Origin of the sequence: Lentzea sp. CC55, assembly GCF_021056325.1 — a bacterium.
Taxonomy (GTDB): domain Bacteria; phylum Actinomycetota; class Actinomycetes; order Mycobacteriales; family Pseudonocardiaceae; genus Lentzea; species Lentzea jiangxiensis.
In genome coordinates, this window is the sequence record NZ_JAJCXE010000054.1 from 401566 (window position 1) to 418946 (window position 17381).

Below are 17381 nucleotides of genomic sequence, written 5' to 3' on the forward strand. Positions count from 1 at the left end.
TTGATGACCGCACGCTAGGAGCGATACCGGGCAGAACCCGCCCGGTATTCGAGGGAGAATTCAGGACGTGCCCCGGCCCATCGCTCGCGTGCTGACGCTGCTCGAACTCCTGCAGTCGGGAGGCGTCCGCACCGTGGCCGAGCTCGCCGACCGCCTGGGAGTCGACGAACGGACCGTGCGGCGCTACGTCGGCCACCTGCTCGACCTCGACGTCCCGGTCGAGTCGGTGCGGGGACGCCACGGCGGCTACCGGCTCGCCGCCGGGTATCGGATGCCGCCGCTGATGCTGACCGACGACGAAGCCCTCGCGGTGCTGCTCGGCCTGGTCGCGGGCCGCCGATCAGGCCTGATGACGGACGCGGCGAGCGAGACGGCGACGGCCAAGATCCGGCGCGTGCTGCCTGCAAGGTTGCGCCACCGGCTCGACGCCGTGCTCGGCTCGGTCGCCTTCACCGCCCCGGCCGGAGAGCCGGCGGTCCCGGACGCGTCGGTCCTGCTGGCGATCGCCGACGCGGTGACCCACCACCGGCCTGTCGCGGTCCGCTACACCTCCGCCGACGGCCGCCAGAGCGAACGCGCGCTGCACCCGCACGGCCTCGTCGCCCACTCGGGGCGGTGGTACGTGACCGGCACCGATCCCGCGATCGGCGAGGACAGGACGTTCCGGCTCGACCGCATCGCGCACGCCAGGACGCTGCCGGGCACGTTCGACCCGCCGGACGACCTCGACCCGGCGCAGCGCCTCCTGATCGGGCTCGCCACCGCGCCGTACCGGCACGAGGTGGTGCTGCGGATCCGCGGGAGTGCCGAGCAGATCCGCACCCGGCTGCCCGCGAGCGTCGCGGTCGTGGAGGAGGACGGGTCGTGGTCGCGGGTCGAGCTGCGGGTGGAACGGCTCGACTGGGTGCCCGGTGTGCTCGCGGCGCTGGACCTGCCGTTCGTGGTCGAGCGGCCGGAGGAGCTGCGGGAGCTGGTGGCCGCGCTCGCCGAGCGGCTGGCGGAGTCGGCACGGCGCACCACGGCCTGATGCACGCGGTAGAGCACTTCATACTGTGCCCATGCGTCGCATCATTGATCTCAGTCACCCCATCCATCACGGGATGACCACGATTCGTGGCATGAAAACACCGAGTGTCACGACTTACGTGAGCCGCGAGGAAACCGCTGCCCGTATGGCGCCTGGCGTGTCGTTCGAGATCGGGCAGATCGATTTGATCGCAAACACCGGAACTTATCTGGACACGCCGTCGCACTACCACCAGGACGGCTACGACACGGCAGGTCTTCCGCTGGAACGAGTTGCGGATGTGCCTGCCGTCGTGTTGCGGCCCGGTGATCCGATCCTCCCGGAGCTGGAGGGATTCGCGGTGCTGTTCCACACCGGCTGGTCCCGTCATTGGGGTACTGACACCTACCAGGACGGACATCCGTTCCTCACGTCGGATGTTGTCGACGCGTTGATCGCCGTCGGGCCCGCGTTGGTCGGCATCGACTCTCTCAACATCGATGACGCCACGGATCCGAGTCGGCCAGCGCACCAAGGGCTGTTGCGCGCGGGTATCCCCATCGTCGAGCATCTGACGAACCTGGAGCAGGTGCCTGCCCGCGGCGCCCGGTTCACGGCGTTGCCGATGCCGGTTGTCGGTATGGGCACCATGCCGGTACGGGCGATTGCCATCGTGAACGAGTGAGTCGTCCTGCCAGATCTGAGCATCAAAACAGCCGCTCAGCCGAGGTCGGACAGGTCCAGCACGAACCGGTAGCGCACGTCACCGCGTTCGAGCCGCTCCAAAGCCTCGGTCACGCGGCCAGACGGCAGCACCTCGACGTCGGCGGTGATCCCGTGGGCGGCGCAGAACTCCAGCATCGCGGCGGTGGCGGGAACACCGCCGCTGCCGCCGGAGGTCAGCTTCTTGCGGCCGACGAGCAGGGCCATCGCCTCCACGGTGATGCCGCCCAGGTACCCGACCTGGCTCAGCGTCCCGTCCATCGCCACCAGCGCGAGGTACGGCGCGAGGTCGTGCGCAACGGGGATGGTGTCGATCAGGACGTCGAACCGGTCACGCGACGCTTCCACGCTTTCCGGATCGCTGGAGACGACGACATCGCGCGCACCGAGCCGCACGACGTCCTCCGCACGATCGGCGGACCGGCTCACGACCGACACCTCCGCACCGAGCGCCACGGCGAACTTCACCGCGAGGTGCCCGAGCCCGCCCAGGCCGGCCACCGCCACGCGCATCCCCGGCCCCACGCCCAGTGCACGCAGCGGCTCCCACACGGTGACCCCCGCGCACATCAGCGGCGCCGCGGCCGCCGGGTCCAGGCCTGAGGGCAGGGGATAGGCGAACTTGTCGCGGACGACGTACTCACGGGAGAAGCCACCCAACGTCGTCGTTCCGTCGTGACGGTCCTTGCCGCCGTAGGTGAGCGTGGGGAACTCACGGCAGAAGTTCTCCTGCCCCGCCGCGCACATCGAACACGTCCCGCAGGAGTCGACGATGTTGCCCACGGCGACCGCGTCGCCGACCCGGAACGCGGTCACGTCCGGGCCGACCTCGGTGACGACGCCGGTGAACTCGTGGCCGGGGACGAGCGGGCTTTCGCCGTCGTGGGCCTTGAGGCCGTGCAGATCGGTGTGGCAGACCCCGCAGAAGTCGACCCGGACCGCGATGTCGTCGGACCGCAGGTCACGCCGGGAGATCGGCTCCTTCCGCAGGGTGCCGCCGTGGGCCTGCCAACCGGTGGTGCTGCGCATGACGCTCCTTCAAACAGACTGTTCGGTCTATTTCGAGGCTAGGCCGCGTCGGCGGAAAAGTAAACCGACTGTTCTGTCGGTAGAGTGCAGCGCATGGCTGACCAGCAGCTGACCGCCCGGGGCGAGGCCACCCGGCAGCGCATCATCGACGTCGCGACCCGCGAGTTCGCCGAACACGGCATCGCCGGAGCCCGCATCGAACGGGTCGTCGCGGCAGCCCGCACCAACAAAGCCCAGCTCTACGCCTACTTCGGCAACAAGGACGGCCTCTTCGACGCGATCTTCCTGGGGTCGCTGGAACGGATCGTCAACGTCGTCCCCATCGACGCCACCGATCTCGCCGACTGGGCCGTGCGCCTCTACGACGAGTACCTCGACCGGCCCGACCTGATCCGGCTGGCGACGTGGAACCGCCTCGAACGCCGCCCGGCTGGCCACCTCGTCGCCGACCGCATCGACCAGGAGAAGCTGCGCGCGATCGCCGATGCGCAGGAGGCCGGGCTGGTCCGCGCCGGCGATCCGTTCGACGTGATGGCCGTGGTGATCGCGATGTCGATGGCGTGGTCCCCGGTCAGCAACGTCTACGCCGCCACGGCCGACGAGGACCCCGAGGTCCACGAACGCCGTCGCGACTTCCTGCGTGACACCGTGCGGCGTGCCACGGCGCCATAGGAAAGTTTGGAAGACCGCCAAAGAGCATGCTTTCAGGTTGACCTGCGCGGAATGGGTGGAGCCAAACGGAAATGCGGCTCTACCTTTTCCGGCATGCCTTTGCGGAGATCAACGGTGCGCGGCCGCGAGTTCGGCGACGCGATACGGGCGCTGCTGCGGGCGTCCGACCTGACCAACCGAGCCGCCGCGGATCTGCTCGGCTGGCAGGAAGCCAAAGTCTCGGAACTGGTCAACGGCAAGGAAGGCACGACCGACCTCGACCTGGCCAAGTTGCTGGGGTTGCTGCGGACGCCACCAGCCGAGTTCGACCACCTCATGACGCTGCACCGCAGCACCAGTGAGCGGGACTGGCTGCAGTCGGTCGGTTCGGGTTCGCCGGACCGGGCACGAACCTTGAGGGAACACGAGAAGATCGCGTCGGAGATCACCAGTTGGTCGATGAACGTCGTTCACGGTCTGCTCCAGATACCCGCCTACACGCTCAGCCTGGCCAATTCAGCCGTGAATCTCCAGGCCGATGTCGTGAAGACCCGGACCGCGCGGCAGAGGTCCGTGCTCGACGGGTGTCGAACGCTCACCGTTTTCATGCACGAGCAGGCTCTTAGACTTCCCGTGGGCGATGCCGAAGTAATGGCAGAACAACTCCACCACCTGCTTCGGCTGTCGGTTCGCCCCTATCTGACCATTCGAGTGATCCCCACCGCGGTCGGGCCGCACGCAGGCCTCGCAGGTGACTTCGACCTCCTCAAGTTCAAGAAGATCCCGCCGATCGTCTATCTGGAGAGCCACGGGGCGAACGTCTTCCTCGAAGATCAGACTTCTGTCGATCTGTACGACACCGTCGTGAAGTCACTCGGACGGACGGCGTTGGACGAGGTGCAAACGAGGAAGCTGATCACCGACATCATCGGTGAGGAGGCTTGTGGTGACCAGCTGGCGGAAGAGTAGTTACAGCGCCAACGACGGCAACTGCGTGGAGGTGGGCCGGGGCGTCGGGCTGCGGGACAGCAAGTCGCCCTCGGTCGAGCTGCCGCTCGCGGCCCACCAGTGGGCGTCGTTCCTGCGACTGGTCAGGACCGACAACGTGCAACCATGAGTTGCGCGTTGTGGCTCCACGGGCTAACTTGATGCGCAACCAAGGGTTGCACTTCGAGTCACGGGAGCACGCATGGAGCACGGGAGCATCGAACGCGAGCTGCGCATCGACGCCAGCCCCGAGGTCGTCTACGAGGTGGTCAGCTCGCCCGAGCACCTGCGCGAGTGGTGGCCCGACGAGGCCGAGTTCGACGCGGTCGTCGGCGGCACGGGCACGATCACGTTCGGCGACCCGGCCTCGCCGGAGGCGAAGGTCGAGCAGCTCACCGTCGTGGAGGCCGACCCGCCCCGCAGGTTCGCGTTCCGCTGGGTCTACGACCGGGGTGAGACGGCGGCGCCGGACAACTCGCTGCTCGTCACGATCGACCTGGAGCCGTCGGGCGGGGGCACGCTGCTCAAGTTCAGGGAGACCGGCTTCCGCGAGCGCGGCTGGGAGGCCGCCGTGCTGGAGCAGGCGTACAACGACCACGTCCAGGGCTGGAACCACTTCCTGCCGCGCCTGGTCGCCCGCGCCACGAGTCTGGTCGCGCGCTCGTGAGCACGGCGATCGACGACGAGCTGTGGTCCGCAGTGGGTGACCCGACCCGTCGCCGGATGCTCGACCTGCTGCTCAGCGACGGTGGTGGCACCGCGACGACGTTGAGCGATCGGCTCCCGGTCACGCGGCAGGCGGTCGCGAAGCACCTCGGCGTGCTGGACCGCGTCGGCCTGGTCCACGCGACCGCCGCCGGCCGCGAACGCCGTTACGAGGTCGACGAGGCGCAGCTCGCCCGGGCGGTGGCGCAGCTGTCCGCGGTCGGGGCGACCTGGGACGCCCGGTTGCAGCGGATCAAGCGCATCGCCGAGCGGATCCAGCGCGAGAAGGAGTCGTCGTGACGACGGAGGTCGAACGGGGCTACACCACGTCGTACGTGGTCGAGCAGTCGCCGGACGAGGTCTACGCGGCCGTCTTGGACGTGCGCGCCTGGTGGACCGGCGAGGTCGAGGGACGCACCGACGAGGTGGGCGCCGAGTTCACCTACCGGCACCCGCCGCAGCACTACAGCCGTCAGCGCGTCACCGAGCTGGAGCCGGCCCGGCGGGTGGTGTGGCTGGTCACCGACAGCCGGCTGTCGTTCGTCTCGGAGCCGGCGGAGTGGACCGGCAGCGAGGTCGTGTTCGACATCGTTCCCGCTGGTGGCGGCACCGAGCTGAGGTTCACCCACGTCGGTCTGGTGCCGGACGTCGAGTGCTTCGGCGCGTGTTCGACGGCGTGGCTGCACTACGTCAACGGCAGCCTGCACAGCCTGATCACGACGGGACGGGGTCTGCCCGATCCGTGGTGACACGCCGAGGGGATGTGCGTGCCATCGACGGCGCGGGCATCCCCTCGCAGCTCAACGGGCGCGCTGTCGAACGCCGTACCCTCCGATGGTCGGGAATCGCCTGATTGCCACCCGAACGACCGGATTCGGGTGCATCCTTGTGAGCGGCAAAACCCCTCGACCCGAGGACTGATGACCATGACCAGTGCGACCGCGGGCCCCCGCCACAACTGGGAGTCGGACCTGGAGCGCTACCGGATCAGAGCGGTCCAGGTGCTCGACACGCACCTGCCCGCCACCAGCGGCTGCACCGAGTGCGGTGACCCCTGGCCGTGCGCTCGCGCGTGCAGCGCCGAGCTGGTCCTCGAACTCTGACGCCTACGAGCACACCCGCTCGACGAACGCGTTCACGCCGGCCAGCATCCGCTCGACCTGCTCGCCGAGCGTGATCGCCTCCTTGAACCGCGAGCCGGGTCCGGCGCTCTTCTTGCCGCGCAGGTAGAGCGAGCACGCCAGGTCGGCGCACACGTAGGCGCCGACCGAGTTGCCCAGTTGCCCGGACTTCCCGGCCTTGCGCGCGGTCATCAGCGACACCCCGTCCCCGGAGTGCGTGGTCAGGCACCACGCGCACAACGTCTTGCGCGCCCGCCCCGCCTGAGCGGCCCGCCGCAGCGCGATGCCGACGAGCCTGCCGTCCAGCTCGGCCACGAGGTACGAGCGGTCCGGCGCCGCGGGGTCGGTCCAGCCGAGGAAGTCCAGGTCGTCCCACGGCCGGTCACCCAGATCCCTGGGCACGTGCATGCGCTTCGCCTCGCCCTTGGTGGAATTGACGAAGGACGCGCGGATCTCGAGTTCGGTCAGCGGCTTCACGTACCGGGACGCTAGGCTTGCCTAGAGGTCCTAGGCAAATCATTAAGGACCCTAGGAGCAGTGGCGGATGGCACGTGCGGGGCTCACCGCGGAGCGTCTGACGGAGGCGGCGGCGGACCTGGCGGACGAGGTCGGCTTCGAGAACGTCACGGTGTCCGCCCTGGCCCGCCGCTTCGGCGTGAAGGACGCCTCGCTGTACTCGCACATCCGCAACGCCCACGACCTGCGGGTCCGCCTGGCCGTCCTCGCGCTCGCCGAGCTGGCCGACCGCGTCGCCGCGGCGATCGGCGGCCGTTCCGGCAAGGACGCCCTGGTCGCCTTCGCCGGCGCCTACCGCGCCTACGCCCGCGAACACCCCGGCCGCTACACCGCGACCCAGCTGGCGCTGGACCCGGACACAGCCGCGACCAGTGCCGCCGGGCGGCACGCCGAGCTGACCCGCGCGCTCCTGCGGGGCTACGACCTGTGGGAACCCGACCAGACCGACGCCGTGCGGCTGCTGCACAGCACCTTCCACGGGTACGTGTCGCTGGAGCGGGCCGGGGCCTTCCACAGCCATCCGCGCGGGGTCGAGGCGTCGTGGACGCGGGCCCTCGACGCGCTCGACTCCGTGCTCAGGGCGTGGCCCGCCCCGTGATCAGTGGTGCGCGGCCGCGACCGGCGGCAGCGCCTGCTCCGTGTAGGCGACCTGGGTCATCCTCTCGGTCAGCGGGGCGAGCAGCCGTGAGGTCATCACCCTGTTGACCACGCGGGTCAGCCCCAGGCCCAGCCGCGTGCGCGGGTAGGCGAACGGCACCATCCAGCCCGGGAAGTCCTGCACATCCTCGACCAGAGGCCGCATCCACTTCTCGTAGCCCGCCAGCCCCTCGGTCGTCGAGAGGCAGGCGGCCAGGACGTAGCCGCTGACCAGGGCGAGCGAGGCGCCGCCACCGCCCATCGGGGTCACGCACCAGGCGGCGTCGCCGGCGAGGACCACCCGGCCGCGGTGCCACGTGGGCATGCGGATCTGGGTGAGCTGGTCGACGTAGACGTCGGCGGAGGTGTCGAAGCCGTCGAGGACGCGGCCGGCCTCCCAGCCCGCGTCGGCGAAGCGCTCGCGCATCTCGGCCAGGGCTCCGGCGCGGTCGCGGCGGGTCAGGTCGGCGGCTCGGGCGTGGGCGAGCATGGCGCGGGTGGTGCCGTGGTTGTCGGGGCGCAGGTGGATCTGGCGTCCTTGCGTGGTCGTGTACCAGCGCCACCGGCTGTCGTCGGCCGGCGTGCGCGGGATCGTGCCGAAGACCATGGCGATGCCGAGGTCGCGGCGGTCGACCTGGTCGCCGAAAAGCAGGTCCCGGGTGGACGAGCGCACTCCTTCGGCGATGACCAGCAGGTTCGCGTGCAGCACCCGTCGCGAGGCGGTGGTGATGGTGACCCGGTCGTCGTCGGTGACCTCGGCGATGGTGTCGCCGTAGACCACCTCGACGCCCTCGGGCAGGTGCCGCAGGATCGTGGTGGCGAAGTCGCCGCGCAGCACCTCGAACTCGGCGGTGGCACCGTCCGGGCCGTTGGACGGAAGCTCGGCGATCACCTCGCCGTTCTCGTCGACGAACACCGTGCCGGTCTCCGTGGTGTTCTGCTCCTTCACCGCCTCGGTCAGGCCCATGCGGGCGAGCACCTCGCGGGCGATCCCGCGCACGTCGACGTTCTGCCCACCGTCGCGGAAGGTCTCGGACCGCTCCAGGACGGTCACCTCCCACCCCGTGCGCCGCAACCAGAAAGCGGCCGAGAGACCGGCGATGCTCGCACCGGAGACCACCGCGTGCCGTGTCGACATCCTGAACTCCCCTGCCAGTGAAAGCTTTGACGCAAAGCTACTTTGACCTAAAGGTGCTTGCATGACAGAGACGAACCCGCTGACCACGGACTGGACATCCGCGCAGGTGGCGGTGATGCACCGGCTGCGCGACTGGGTGGTCGACTTCGGCCAGCTCACCCAGCACCTCGCCACGTGGATGGCGCTGCCGGGAGCCGATGCGAACGCCCTGGGGCAGATCATCTGGGCGGCCGAGTCGGGCGCGCCGCTCTCGCCCGCGCAGTTGTCGCGGCAGATCGGCATGACGAGCGGTGCGACGACGATCCTGCTCAACCGGCTCGAAGCCGCAGGTCACATCACGCGCAGCCGGGAGAGCGCGGACCGCCGCCGGGTCACGCTGCGTCCGACGTCCGCTGCCAGGGACCGCGCCCAGGAGTTCATCGGACGTGCGGGCACCGAGATCGCCGAAGTCCTCCGCACGACGTCGCCCGAGGAGCTTGAGGTCGTGGCGATGTTCCTGCGGCGGATGACCGACGCCGCGGACGAGGCGAACCTGCGTCTGAGCCGCTAGAGACGTGGCCTCGTGAGCAGCCGTGACAGCACGATGGCGCTCTCGGTCCGTTGGACGAGAGCGGTCGAACGCACCCGTTGGATCGCCTGCTCCAGGTGCGGGATGTCCTTGGCCAGCATGTAGAGCATCGCGTCGGCCGCGCCGGAGACGGTGCACGCGTCGATGACCTCCGGGATGTCGTCGAGCGCCTTGCGCAGCGCGGCCGGGGTCGGGTTGCCGGTGCAGTAGATCTCCACGAACGCCTCGGTGTGCCAGGCCATCGCCTGCGGGTCGACCACCGCGCTGAACCCGCGGATCGCGCCGGTGGCCACGAGGCGGTCGAGTCGTCGCTTGGCGGCGGACGGGGACAGCCCGGCCGCCTTGCCGATCTCGGCGTAGGTGGCGCGGGCGTCGCGCACCACGCACCGGATGATCGCTTCGTCGATGGCGTCCATGAGCAAAAGCATCCGATCGCGCGCAAAGAACCGCCAGAGGCCCTCCGAATTTGCAAGAAACCGTTTTTTGAAGCGGGTTTTGGCGATTGTTCGCGCTGCCCGGCCGACCCTAACCTCCGCCTCGTGACGATCAACGATGTCGAGGCGGCGGCGCTGGCCGCGGTGGACGAGGCGGCGATCGGCCGGCTCCTGCTGGACCTGCTCGAGGTGCCGAGCGTGACGGGCACCGCCGCGGAGTCCGAGTTGCAGCACGTGCTGGCCGGGCACCTGGAGCGGCTGGACCTGGACGTCGACCTGTGGTCGATGGACCTGCCCGCCCTGCGGTCGCACCCGGACTTCCCCGGTGGCGAAGCCCCGCGGACCGAGGCGTGGGGCCTGGTCGCAGGCACCCGGACGCAGGGCGACGGTCCGTCGCTGGTCCTGCAGGGACACGTCGACGTCGTGCCGCCCGGCGACCTCGCGCAGTGGAAGGGCGATCCGTTCCGCCCACGGGTGGACGGCGATGTCGTGCACGGCCGGGGCGCCTGCGACATGAAGGCCGGCGTGGTGGCGATCCTCGCCGCGTTGAGCGCGGTCAAGGCAGCGGGCACGAGGCTGAACGGCCAGGTCGCGGCCCATTTCGTCGTCAGCGAGGAGGACGGCGGGCTCGGAGCGTTCGGCACGCTGCGGCGCGGGCACACCGGCGACGCCTGCATCATCGCCGAACCGACCAGCGGCGCGCTCATGGTCGCCAACGCCGGCGCCCTGACGTTCCGCGTCGAAGTCGCGGGCCAGGCCACCCACGGCAGCACCCGCTACGCCGGGATCAGTGCCATCGACGCCTACCTGCCCGTCCACCAGGCGCTGGCCCGGCTGGAGACGCGTCGCAACGCCGACACCGACCCGCTGATGTCGGCCTGGGAGATCCCGTACCCGCTGTCGATCGGCACGGTCCGTGCCGGTGACTGGGCCAGCACCGTGCCCGACCTGCTGGTGGCCGAGGGACGGCTGGGCGTGGCACTGGGGGAGGACCCGGCTCGCGCGCGGGCCGAACTCGAAGCGTGCGTGGCCGAGGCCTGCGCCGCGGACCCCTGGCTGCGGGCGCACCCGGCCGTCGTGACCTGGCCCGGTGGTCAGTTCGCCAGCGGGCGGCTCCCGGCGGGGCATCCTCTGGCCGCCCTGGTGGGTGAGGCGCACGCCGACGTCACCGGCACCGGGCGCCCCTCCGAGCGGGGCGCTCCCTACGGCAGCGATCTGCGGCTGTACGCGGGGGAGGGCATCCCCACCCTCCAGTACGGGCCGGGTGACGTGCGGGTGGCCCACAGTCCCCAGGAGCAGGTCTCCGTCAACGAGGTCGTCACGGTCACCCGGTCCCTGGTCCTCGCCACCCTTCGGGCGGTCGGCACCCGCTGACAGCGGGTTTCGGAGCCACTTCGACGACCTGCCTCGGTCTCTGCCCCATTGGGGTGTTGTGGCTCCGAACCGGCTCGCGCGGGCGGCGGGGGACCGCACACTGACTCGCACGACCAGGGGGACGTGCGGGGGCGAGTGTGACGGTGGAGCCGGTCTCGGCAGGCGCGGACGAACGGGTGATCGGTGCGGGCACCACCGTGCGGTTCGTGCTGCTGATGGTGCTGCTGTTCGTGGCCAGCGGCTCGATGATGAGCGAGGTCGCCGGCGGCGTCTCGGGTTCGGACGACGTGGGGTGCTTGCTGGCGGGGGGTGCCGATCCCGACGCGAGCACACTTCAGGTCCAGCTGGTGTTGCTCCAGCAGATGCCGGCGTACGACGAGTGCGTGGCTCGTCATCAACCGCAACCGCCGTGGTGGGTGGTGCTGGGATGGCCGATCGTCGTGCTGCTCGGCACCGCCGTGCTGTTCCGGGCGATACCCGCGTGGCGGGCGCGTTCACGTTGGGTGAAGCCACTCGGCGACACGCACGACGCGCACCGACTGGTCGCCGAGGCGGTCGCGACCGCCGGACTGGTCAGGACGCCGCGGCTGGTGGTGGACCCGACCAAGGGCGTGGTGGTGTACGGGAGCAACCGGCGGCCCACGCTGCGGCTCAGCGCCGCGCTGCTGCTGAAAGCCACCGCTGATCCCGAGCACTTCCGGGGTGTGGTGCTCCACGAACTGGCGCACATCCGCAACGGCGACGTCACCCTCCACTACATCACCACTGCGGTGTGGCGCATGTTCCTCGCCGCGGTCCTGGTGCCGTACGGGGTGTGGACAGCCGTGATGCTCGCCCAGCCGACCTGGTGGTCGGGTGACCAGCCGATCCAGGCGCGCCGGATACTCCTGGTGCTGCTGCTGGTGCTGCTGGTCTACCTGGCACGTGCGGACGTGCTGCGCAGCCGGGAGGTGTGCGCCGATCTCGCCGCGGCCCGGTGGGGCGCGGCCACGCGCATCTGGACCACGACGGCACCCGCACCCGCACCCGCGAGGCGGTGGACAGCGTCGTTCGTCGAGTTGTGGCGCACCCATCCGCGGTCGGACCTCCGCCGGGCGGCGGTGGCCGGTGCCGGGGAGCTGTTCGGGTTGCGGGCACTGCCGATGTTCCTCACCGGCGTCGCCGCGACCCTGGTGAACGCGCAGGTGTTGTCGTACGTGGCGCCCTACCTGGCCAGAGGCGGCCTGCTCCGCGAGTCGACGGGCCAGGCGCTGACGTTGGTGTCGTCGGCACTCGCCGTCGGGGTGGTCGGTATCGCGCTGTGGAGGGCCGTGGTGCACTCGGTGCGGACCTCGCGACCCGCGCCCCCGGGGTGGCGCATCGGCCTGTGGTTCGGTGCGGGGCTCGCCGTGGGCGAGTTGTTCCTGAACCGGGTCGCGGTGACCGAATGGCTGCCTCCGCATCCCGAGTTCCTGCTGCTCGTCGTGCTGGCGGGCGCGGGGCTCGTCTGGTGGATCGGTCAGTGCGCGCACCTTTGGGCCGTCGTGGGGCGCACGACGTGGCCGGTGACGGCCGCCGTTCTGGGAGCCGCCTGGCTGGCGTTGTCGTCGTGGTTCGTCTGGTGGCAGAGCAACGGCACGATGTACACGCGGGGCACGCCGATCGGTACCGACCAGGTTCGGGACCTGCTCGTACGGGGCCTGGGCGGTCCTGCCGCGGACCACGCGCCGGTGTTGTCCGCCGTCGCCGCGGGGATGCCGGTGCTGAACGGCCTGTCCACCCCCGCCCTGGCTGTGGTGTCGGTGTGCGCGTTGTGGATCGTGCCGTTGCTCGCCTGGACCGTGCGTCCGGCGGACGGCACGCCGCGCTGGCTGCGGGCGGCCCTCTCCGGCGTCGTCGTGGTCAGGGAGGCACCGATACCTCTGCTGCGGCGAGCGCTGCTGCCGGGCGTGGCCGGCGGTGCCGTGGCGGGCGCCGCCGTGGTGGCGGTGCAGGCCTACCTGCACACGTGGCGGCCTCTGCCCCCGGGATCAGGCGCACTGTTCGCGTTGACGTACCAGACGGCTGTGTTCGTGGCGGTGGTCGCGGCGCCGGCGGTGTCCGCGGTCGTCACCGCCGTGCTGGCCGGTCGTCACCGGCTCCTGGCCGCCTTGATCGCCGCGCAGGTGGCGGCCGTGACGGGTTTCGGGTTGGCGTTGGTGTTGCTGTCCCTGGACGGCTGCGTCGAGCCGCTGAGGGTCGTGGAGTCGACCTGCGGTCCGCACTTCGCCATGTCCGGCATGGCTGCGCGGACGATGCTCGCTCCCGTGTTCGTGATCGCCACGATCGCGGCCCTCGTGGCCGCCGCTGTGGTCGGAATCGTCCGGCGAACGCCCGTGGTCGTGGCACGAGCGCCGGGCACGCTGGCTGTGCGTCGCCGAGTGGTCGCCGTTCTCTGCGTCGCGGCGGTCGCGGTCGCCTCCGCCGGGGCGATGCTGTGGGACCGGTCGAGCGGCGAGGTGTCCCAAGACCAGGTGACGGCGGTGTTCGCACCCGCCGCGACCGCGCAGGTTCCAGCCCGAACCCAGGCCGCTCAGGTGTACGCGTGGACCCGATACGGTGGCATGGATCTGAACCGGCGCCTCGCGGACACCATGAAGCGCCACACGGAGGCGTTGAACGCACCCGGATCCGCCACGGGCCGGGTCGACCTCTCGCCGCTGAGGAAGACCTGCGCCGAGTTCGGGCAGATCGCGCAGGACGCACAACGCTACTTCCGGGTGCCCGACGCGGTGGCTCAGCAGCACTGGAGTCGTTTCGTCGCACTGGCGCAACGCGGTAGTGCCCACTGCGTGACCGCGTTGGAGGCGGGTCCGCAGCGGCTGCTCCTGAGGTCGCTCGACGAGCTCGCGAACGCCATGTCGGAGGCGAGTTCGGCACTGGGCCGGGTGGTGCGGATCGCGGGTGGCTGAGCTTCACGCACAGGGCGGCCGGTAGTCCCGGCCGGGAAGGTAACGCTGCCACTGCTGCTCCGTGATCGGGTCCCCGGCCGCGTTGCAGAGCCCGGGGACGATGCGTTCCTGATCGGTGTCCCACAACTCGACGCCGGTACTGGCGCTGACGATCGCCAGCGTCGTCCCGTCCGGGCTGAACTCGAGGTCGTAGAAGGAAGACGTGGAGTCGTCCGCGGGCAGGTAGAGCTGCTGGACCGGCGCGTCCGGGTCGGACACGTCCCAGATCTCCGCGCGGGTGGTGGAGTCCGACCCGCGCTGCTCCGTGGCGAGCAACGCGATGCGCTTGCTGTCCGGGCTGAACGCCAGCTTGCCGCCGGCCGCCCGGCTGCCCACGGTGGCTTTCACCGCGTCACCGGCCGGCCTGCGGTCCCGCACCGGCCACAGCCGCAGCGTCTGCGTGCTGTCGAGCGCGGCGAACAGCGATCCGTCCGGGCTGTGGGCGAACTCGGCGCTGAGGCCGGGCGGCAGCGGTTTGCGCCACAGCTCGGTGGGGTGCGCGGGATCGGTGAGGTCGAGGCCGCGCAGTTGTTTGCCCGCCTTCGTGTTGATGGGCAGCGATGCGAGCTCACCGTGTGCCAGGACGGTGAGCGCCGTCCCGTCCGGGGAGAACTTCGCGTCCCATGCCTCGATCGGCAGCTTCGCGATCTGGCGCGGCTGCGCGGGGTTCGTGATGTCGTAGAACCGCAGGCTCGGCGGCTTCTGGTTGCTCTTCACCACGCCGTTGACGTCGGAGATCACCATCAGTGGCCGGACAGGGCTGAAGGCGATCTCGGCGACACCGTTGTCCAGGTCCTCGATCATGGCCAGCGGCGGGCCACCGGGGATCGCGGTGTCGCGCAGGCTGACGCCGACCATTTTGCCGTCGTCGTACAGCTCGGCCGCGGCGAGCAGCTCTCCGTTCTCGCTGAGCGCGATGGCGGCGCTGGTGAACAGGTTCGGCGCCGGTGCGGTGTGGAGCTTCTTCGGTGCGGCAGGGTCTCCGACATCCCACAGGGTGTTCGTGCCGACGCCCTTCACGGCGATGAGCTGCCGGTCCGCGGTCCCCCGGTAGGAGAGTTGTCCGCCGGTTCCCGGTACCTCCCGGACGAAGCCCTTCGCACCCGGCCTGTCGGGATTGCCGAGGTCCCACACGGACACCCCCACCGCGTCGACCTGCAGCAGGCGTCGTCCGGTGGGGTCGAACACCACGGGGCCCGGCTGGAGGCCGCCGCGGTCGGAGGAGGCGGACTGCCTCAGCACTCCCGCTCCCGGCTCGGCGGTGTGGGTCAGCACGCGCCACTTCGATCCGCACGCGAGGACCAACTGGTTGCCGTGCGGACTGAACGCCAGCGACAGGACCGGATCGTGGCACTGGCCGAGGTTGTCCTCGTGAGGAAGCCGTTGCGGTGCAGAGGGGTCGTTCAACCGCCAGACGTTCGGCCCTTTGGGCCCGGCGGACGTCGCCAGCAGCGAACCGGTGCGGTCGAACGCGACGCGGTGCAGCGGTTCCCTCGGGCTGCGGGCGGCCTTGAACGGCTCTCCGGCCAGGGTGGTGACGGGGACCGGGCGGGCGGGGTCGACGACGTCCCAGAGCCGGACCTGCCCGTCCACGCTCACGGAGGCGAGCAGGCCGCGGCGTGGCGCGACGGCGAGCGAGTCGACCGCCGAGCCGTGCCCCTCCGGTGTCGCCAGCGCTTTCGGCGCGTCCGGCCTGGTCAGGTCCCAGAGCAGGATCTCGCCGCCGCCGGTCCCCGCGTACAGCGTCTCTCCGTCGTCGCTGAGCACGAGCGAGCGGATCACCGCGGGCATCGGCAGTTCCGTCGTCTGCCGCGGACGGGACGGGTCGACGACGTCGTAGAACCGCAGGACGCCCGACTTCGCCTCGATGGTGTCGAAGTCCGCCGCCACGAGCCGGGTGCCGTCCCTGCTCACCGCGACCGCGCCGGGCGTGAGGTCCGTGAGCCGTCCCGACCGTTCCCGTCCGCGCAGCATGATCTCGTCGACGGCGACGACCGCCAGCAACCTGCCCTCCGCGTCGGGCACGACGTCGGTGACGACCTTCTCGTCGGCGATGACGCCCGGCGTGCCCTGGCTGTTGAGCATCGCCCGCCGGCCCGCCTCGCGGTCGAGGCGGTAGGACAGCACGCTGAGCTGCTTGGCCAGCCCTGGCTTGCGCTCGCGCAGGACCTCCGCCTCGGCCGCGAGGGACCGCGCGAGGTCGCGGGTCCGCGCCTGCTCGGCCTGCTGCGCGAACTTCGCGGCCGCGGCGAGGCCTACCGGTGCCAGGACCGCGAGCACAGCCAGCACGGCCAGCGCCGTCCTGCGGCGGTGCAGCCTCCGCTGCCCACCGCGCCACGAAGCGTCCATGAACTCGGCGGTGGCGGGATCGAGGTCGGTGGCCCGGCTCGGGGACGCCGCGGCCCGGCGGTTCGCCTCCGCCAGGCGGTCTCCCCGGTACAGCAGCGACTTGACGCGTCCGGCGCGGTGCCACCGTTCCGCGTCGGAGTCGAACTGACGGCGGGCGTGCCGCCAGTCCCGTTCGGCGTCGAGCCACTCCCTCAACCGCGGCCAGGAGTGAGGCACCGCGTGACCGAGCCGGACGACGTCCCCTGTCCGAGTGACCAGACACGCCTCGGTGAGCAGGTCGACAACCCGCTGACCGGCTTTCGCGTCCGGAAGGCCGCTCACCAGCTCCTCGATCGGGACGGATGCCCTGGAGTCCGGGCTCCCTTCGCCGACGCGAACCAGTCGCGGCAGCACGCGCCGCGCGGCCTCCTGCTCGGGCGCCTCGAATTCCGCGTACACCCGCTCGGCTGTTGTTCCGACGTCGCGATTCGCGCGGTAGACGTCCAGGGTGAGCCGCGCTTCGGAGCTTTGCCGCCACGTCGCCCACAACGCGTGCGACAGCTGCGGCAACGTCACCGCGTCGCGCAGGACTTCCTCCACGAGCCCGTCTTCGAGCGTCAGACCGGCCACGGCAGCTGGACCCTCGATCGCGGCGCGTCGTTCGGCCTGCGTCATCGGCTCGATCAGGAGCTGGTTGTCGCGCAACGCCCTCGCGAGTTCCGGGTGCTCGGTCGCCGGCCGGTAGAAGTCCGCGTCCAGTGCCAGCACGATCCTGGTCGTGTCACTGATGGACATCAGGGCCTGGAGGAACGCTTCACGCTCGTGCCGATCGAGCGCGAACAGCTCTTCCACCTGATCGACGACCACGAGGTCGACGGGGTCGGCGGTGACCGTGCCGGGGCGCGCGCGGGGAGTGATCGACAACCAGGGCCGCTCCTGTGCGGCCAGCAGCCCCGCGTGCAGCAAGGACGTCTTACCCGAGCCGGCCGGGCCGAGGAGGACCAGCAGGCCTGGGCCGACCGCCGCGGCTCGCAGGTCCTCGATCATCCGGTCTCGCCCGTAGAACACGGAGGAGTCCTCGATCCCGAACGGGCGCAGTCCTGGGTACGGGCTCACGGCGCTCCCCTCCGACGCGGTCCGGCATTGATCAAGAACGACCTTGGCACGGCCGGATACGTCAGCCGAGGCGTTTCCAC

The 17381-nt window shown here is 70.6% G+C and carries 18 protein-coding genes; 13 read left to right on the forward strand and 5 right to left on the reverse strand.

Translation table 11 applies throughout. The features are described from left to right. The first annotated feature begins 67 nt into the window (after positions 1 to 67). The gene (locus tag L6E10_RS34655) at positions 68 to 1027 is read left to right on the forward strand and encodes a YafY family protein (RefSeq protein WP_236224366.1); all 960 of its coding nucleotides are present in this window, start codon (positions 68 to 70) and stop codon (positions 1025 to 1027) included. A 31-nt stretch (positions 1028 to 1058) separates the two neighbouring features. After that, a complete protein-coding gene (locus L6E10_RS34660) occupies positions 1059 to 1691 on the forward strand; it encodes a cyclase family protein (RefSeq protein ID WP_236224367.1) in 633 nt (210 codons plus the stop codon). Between the two features lie 35 nt (positions 1692 to 1726). Here the strand turns inward: L6E10_RS34660 and L6E10_RS34665 are convergent, their stop codons facing one another. Beyond that, a complete protein-coding gene (locus L6E10_RS34665) occupies positions 1727 to 2758 on the reverse strand; it encodes an NAD(P)-dependent alcohol dehydrogenase (protein ID WP_236224368.1) in 1032 nt (343 codons plus the stop codon). A gap of 93 nt (positions 2759 to 2851) precedes the next feature. Here L6E10_RS34665 and L6E10_RS34670 point away from each other — a divergent pair, with 93 nt between their 5' ends. The 7 genes from L6E10_RS34670 (at position 2852) to L6E10_RS34700 (ending at position 6204) form a co-directional block, all read left to right on the forward strand. Next, the gene (locus L6E10_RS34670) at positions 2852 to 3430 is read left to right on the forward strand and encodes a TetR/AcrR family transcriptional regulator (protein ID WP_236224369.1); all 579 of its coding nucleotides are present in this window, start codon (positions 2852 to 2854) and stop codon (positions 3428 to 3430) included. Between the two features lie 114 nt (positions 3431 to 3544). Beyond that, positions 3545 to 4378, forward strand: a complete 834-nt coding sequence (locus L6E10_RS34675; protein WP_236224370.1) for a Scr1 family TA system antitoxin-like transcriptional regulator — start codon at positions 3545 to 3547, stop codon at positions 4376 to 4378. Further along, positions 4356 to 4526 carry a DUF397 domain-containing protein gene (locus tag L6E10_RS41030; protein ID WP_236224371.1) on the forward strand — a complete coding sequence of 57 codons (171 nt, stop codon included), beginning with the start codon at positions 4356 to 4358 and terminating at the stop codon, positions 4524 to 4526. Before L6E10_RS34675 ends, L6E10_RS41030 begins: the two co-directional genes overlap by 23 nt. 72 nt (positions 4527 to 4598) lie before the next feature. After that, entirely contained in the window at positions 4599 to 5063 is a 465-nt protein-coding gene (locus L6E10_RS34685; protein WP_236224372.1) for an SRPBCC domain-containing protein, read from the forward strand. Continuing rightward, complete coding sequence (locus L6E10_RS34690) at positions 5060 to 5401, forward strand: metalloregulator ArsR/SmtB family transcription factor (RefSeq protein WP_236224373.1); 342 nt, start codon at positions 5060 to 5062, stop codon at positions 5399 to 5401. Before L6E10_RS34685 ends, L6E10_RS34690 begins: the two co-directional genes overlap by 4 nt. After that, complete coding sequence (locus tag L6E10_RS34695; protein ID WP_236224374.1) at positions 5398 to 5850, forward strand: SRPBCC domain-containing protein; 453 nt, start codon at positions 5398 to 5400, stop codon at positions 5848 to 5850. The genes L6E10_RS34690 and L6E10_RS34695 overlap by 4 nt, the downstream gene beginning before the upstream one ends. Positions 5851 to 6027: 177 nt before the next feature. Beyond that, positions 6028 to 6204 carry a hypothetical protein gene (locus tag L6E10_RS34700; RefSeq protein WP_236224375.1) on the forward strand — a complete coding sequence of 59 codons (177 nt, stop codon included), beginning with the start codon at positions 6028 to 6030 and terminating at the stop codon, positions 6202 to 6204. 3 nt (positions 6205 to 6207) lie between these two features. Here L6E10_RS34700 and L6E10_RS34705 read toward each other — a convergent pair whose 3' ends face one another. Then, a complete protein-coding gene (locus L6E10_RS34705) occupies positions 6208 to 6699 on the reverse strand; it encodes an FBP domain-containing protein (RefSeq protein WP_236224376.1) in 492 nt (163 codons plus the stop codon). Between the two features lie 67 nt (positions 6700 to 6766). Here L6E10_RS34705 and L6E10_RS34710 point away from each other — a divergent pair, with 67 nt between their 5' ends. Beyond that, positions 6767 to 7336 (forward strand): TetR/AcrR family transcriptional regulator, encoded by a 570-nt coding sequence (locus tag L6E10_RS34710; protein WP_236224377.1) that lies wholly within the window; start codon positions 6767 to 6769, stop codon positions 7334 to 7336. Here L6E10_RS34710 and L6E10_RS34715 read toward each other — a convergent pair whose 3' ends face one another. Next, positions 7337 to 8512 (reverse strand): FAD-dependent monooxygenase, encoded by a 1176-nt coding sequence (locus L6E10_RS34715; RefSeq protein ID WP_236224378.1) that lies wholly within the window; start codon positions 8510 to 8512, stop codon positions 7337 to 7339. Between the two features lie 61 nt (positions 8513 to 8573). Between L6E10_RS34715 and L6E10_RS34720 the strand changes: the two genes are divergently transcribed. Beyond that, positions 8574 to 9062, forward strand: coding sequence for a MarR family winged helix-turn-helix transcriptional regulator (locus tag L6E10_RS34720; RefSeq protein ID WP_236224379.1), 489 nt, complete (start codon positions 8574 to 8576; stop codon positions 9060 to 9062). Here the strand turns inward: L6E10_RS34720 and L6E10_RS34725 are convergent. Next, a complete protein-coding gene (locus L6E10_RS34725; RefSeq protein ID WP_236224380.1) occupies positions 9059 to 9496 on the reverse strand; it encodes an Lrp/AsnC family transcriptional regulator in 438 nt (145 codons plus the stop codon). The two genes, L6E10_RS34720 and L6E10_RS34725, sit on opposite strands and share 4 nt — an antisense overlap. 123 nt (positions 9497 to 9619) lie before the next feature. Between L6E10_RS34725 and L6E10_RS34730 the strand changes: the two genes are divergently transcribed. Together L6E10_RS34730 and L6E10_RS34735 are read left to right on the forward strand one after the other, a co-directional pair. Then, the gene (locus L6E10_RS34730) at positions 9620 to 10888 is read left to right on the forward strand and encodes an ArgE/DapE family deacylase (protein ID WP_236224381.1); all 1269 of its coding nucleotides are present in this window, start codon (positions 9620 to 9622) and stop codon (positions 10886 to 10888) included. A 137-nt stretch (positions 10889 to 11025) separates the two neighbouring features. Further along, complete coding sequence (locus tag L6E10_RS34735) at positions 11026 to 13818, forward strand: M48 family metalloprotease (RefSeq protein ID WP_236224382.1); 2793 nt, start codon at positions 11026 to 11028, stop codon at positions 13816 to 13818. Between the two features lie 3 nt (positions 13819 to 13821). Here the strand turns inward: L6E10_RS34735 and L6E10_RS41035 are convergent, their stop codons facing one another. Further along, complete coding sequence (locus L6E10_RS41035; RefSeq protein ID WP_236224383.1) at positions 13822 to 17301, reverse strand: hypothetical protein; 3480 nt, start codon at positions 17299 to 17301, stop codon at positions 13822 to 13824. Positions 17302 to 17381 lie beyond the last annotated feature (80 nt).

Coding starts and splice junctions, on each gene's coding strand:
- L6E10_RS34715 (WP_236224378.1), bottom strand. CDS start 8,512: ATGTCGACACGGCACGCGGTGGTCTCCGGTGCGAGCATCGCCGGTCTC.
- L6E10_RS34660 (WP_236224367.1), top strand. CDS start 1,059: ATGCGTCGCATCATTGATCTCAGTCACCCCATCCATCACGGGATGACC.
- L6E10_RS34685 (WP_236224372.1), top strand. CDS start 4,599: ATGGAGCACGGGAGCATCGAACGCGAGCTGCGCATCGACGCCAGCCCC.
- L6E10_RS34700 (WP_236224375.1), top strand. CDS start 6,028: ATGACCAGTGCGACCGCGGGCCCCCGCCACAACTGGGAGTCGGACCTG.
- L6E10_RS34720 (WP_236224379.1), top strand. CDS start 8,574: ATGACAGAGACGAACCCGCTGACCACGGACTGGACATCCGCGCAGGTG.
- L6E10_RS34725 (WP_236224380.1), bottom strand. CDS start 9,496: ATGGACGCCATCGACGAAGCGATCATCCGGTGCGTGGTGCGCGACGCC.
- L6E10_RS34670 (WP_236224369.1), top strand. CDS start 2,852: ATGGCTGACCAGCAGCTGACCGCCCGGGGCGAGGCCACCCGGCAGCGC.
- L6E10_RS34710 (WP_236224377.1), top strand. CDS start 6,767: ATGGCACGTGCGGGGCTCACCGCGGAGCGTCTGACGGAGGCGGCGGCG.
- L6E10_RS34665 (WP_236224368.1), bottom strand. CDS start 2,758: ATGCGCAGCACCACCGGTTGGCAGGCCCACGGCGGCACCCTGCGGAAG.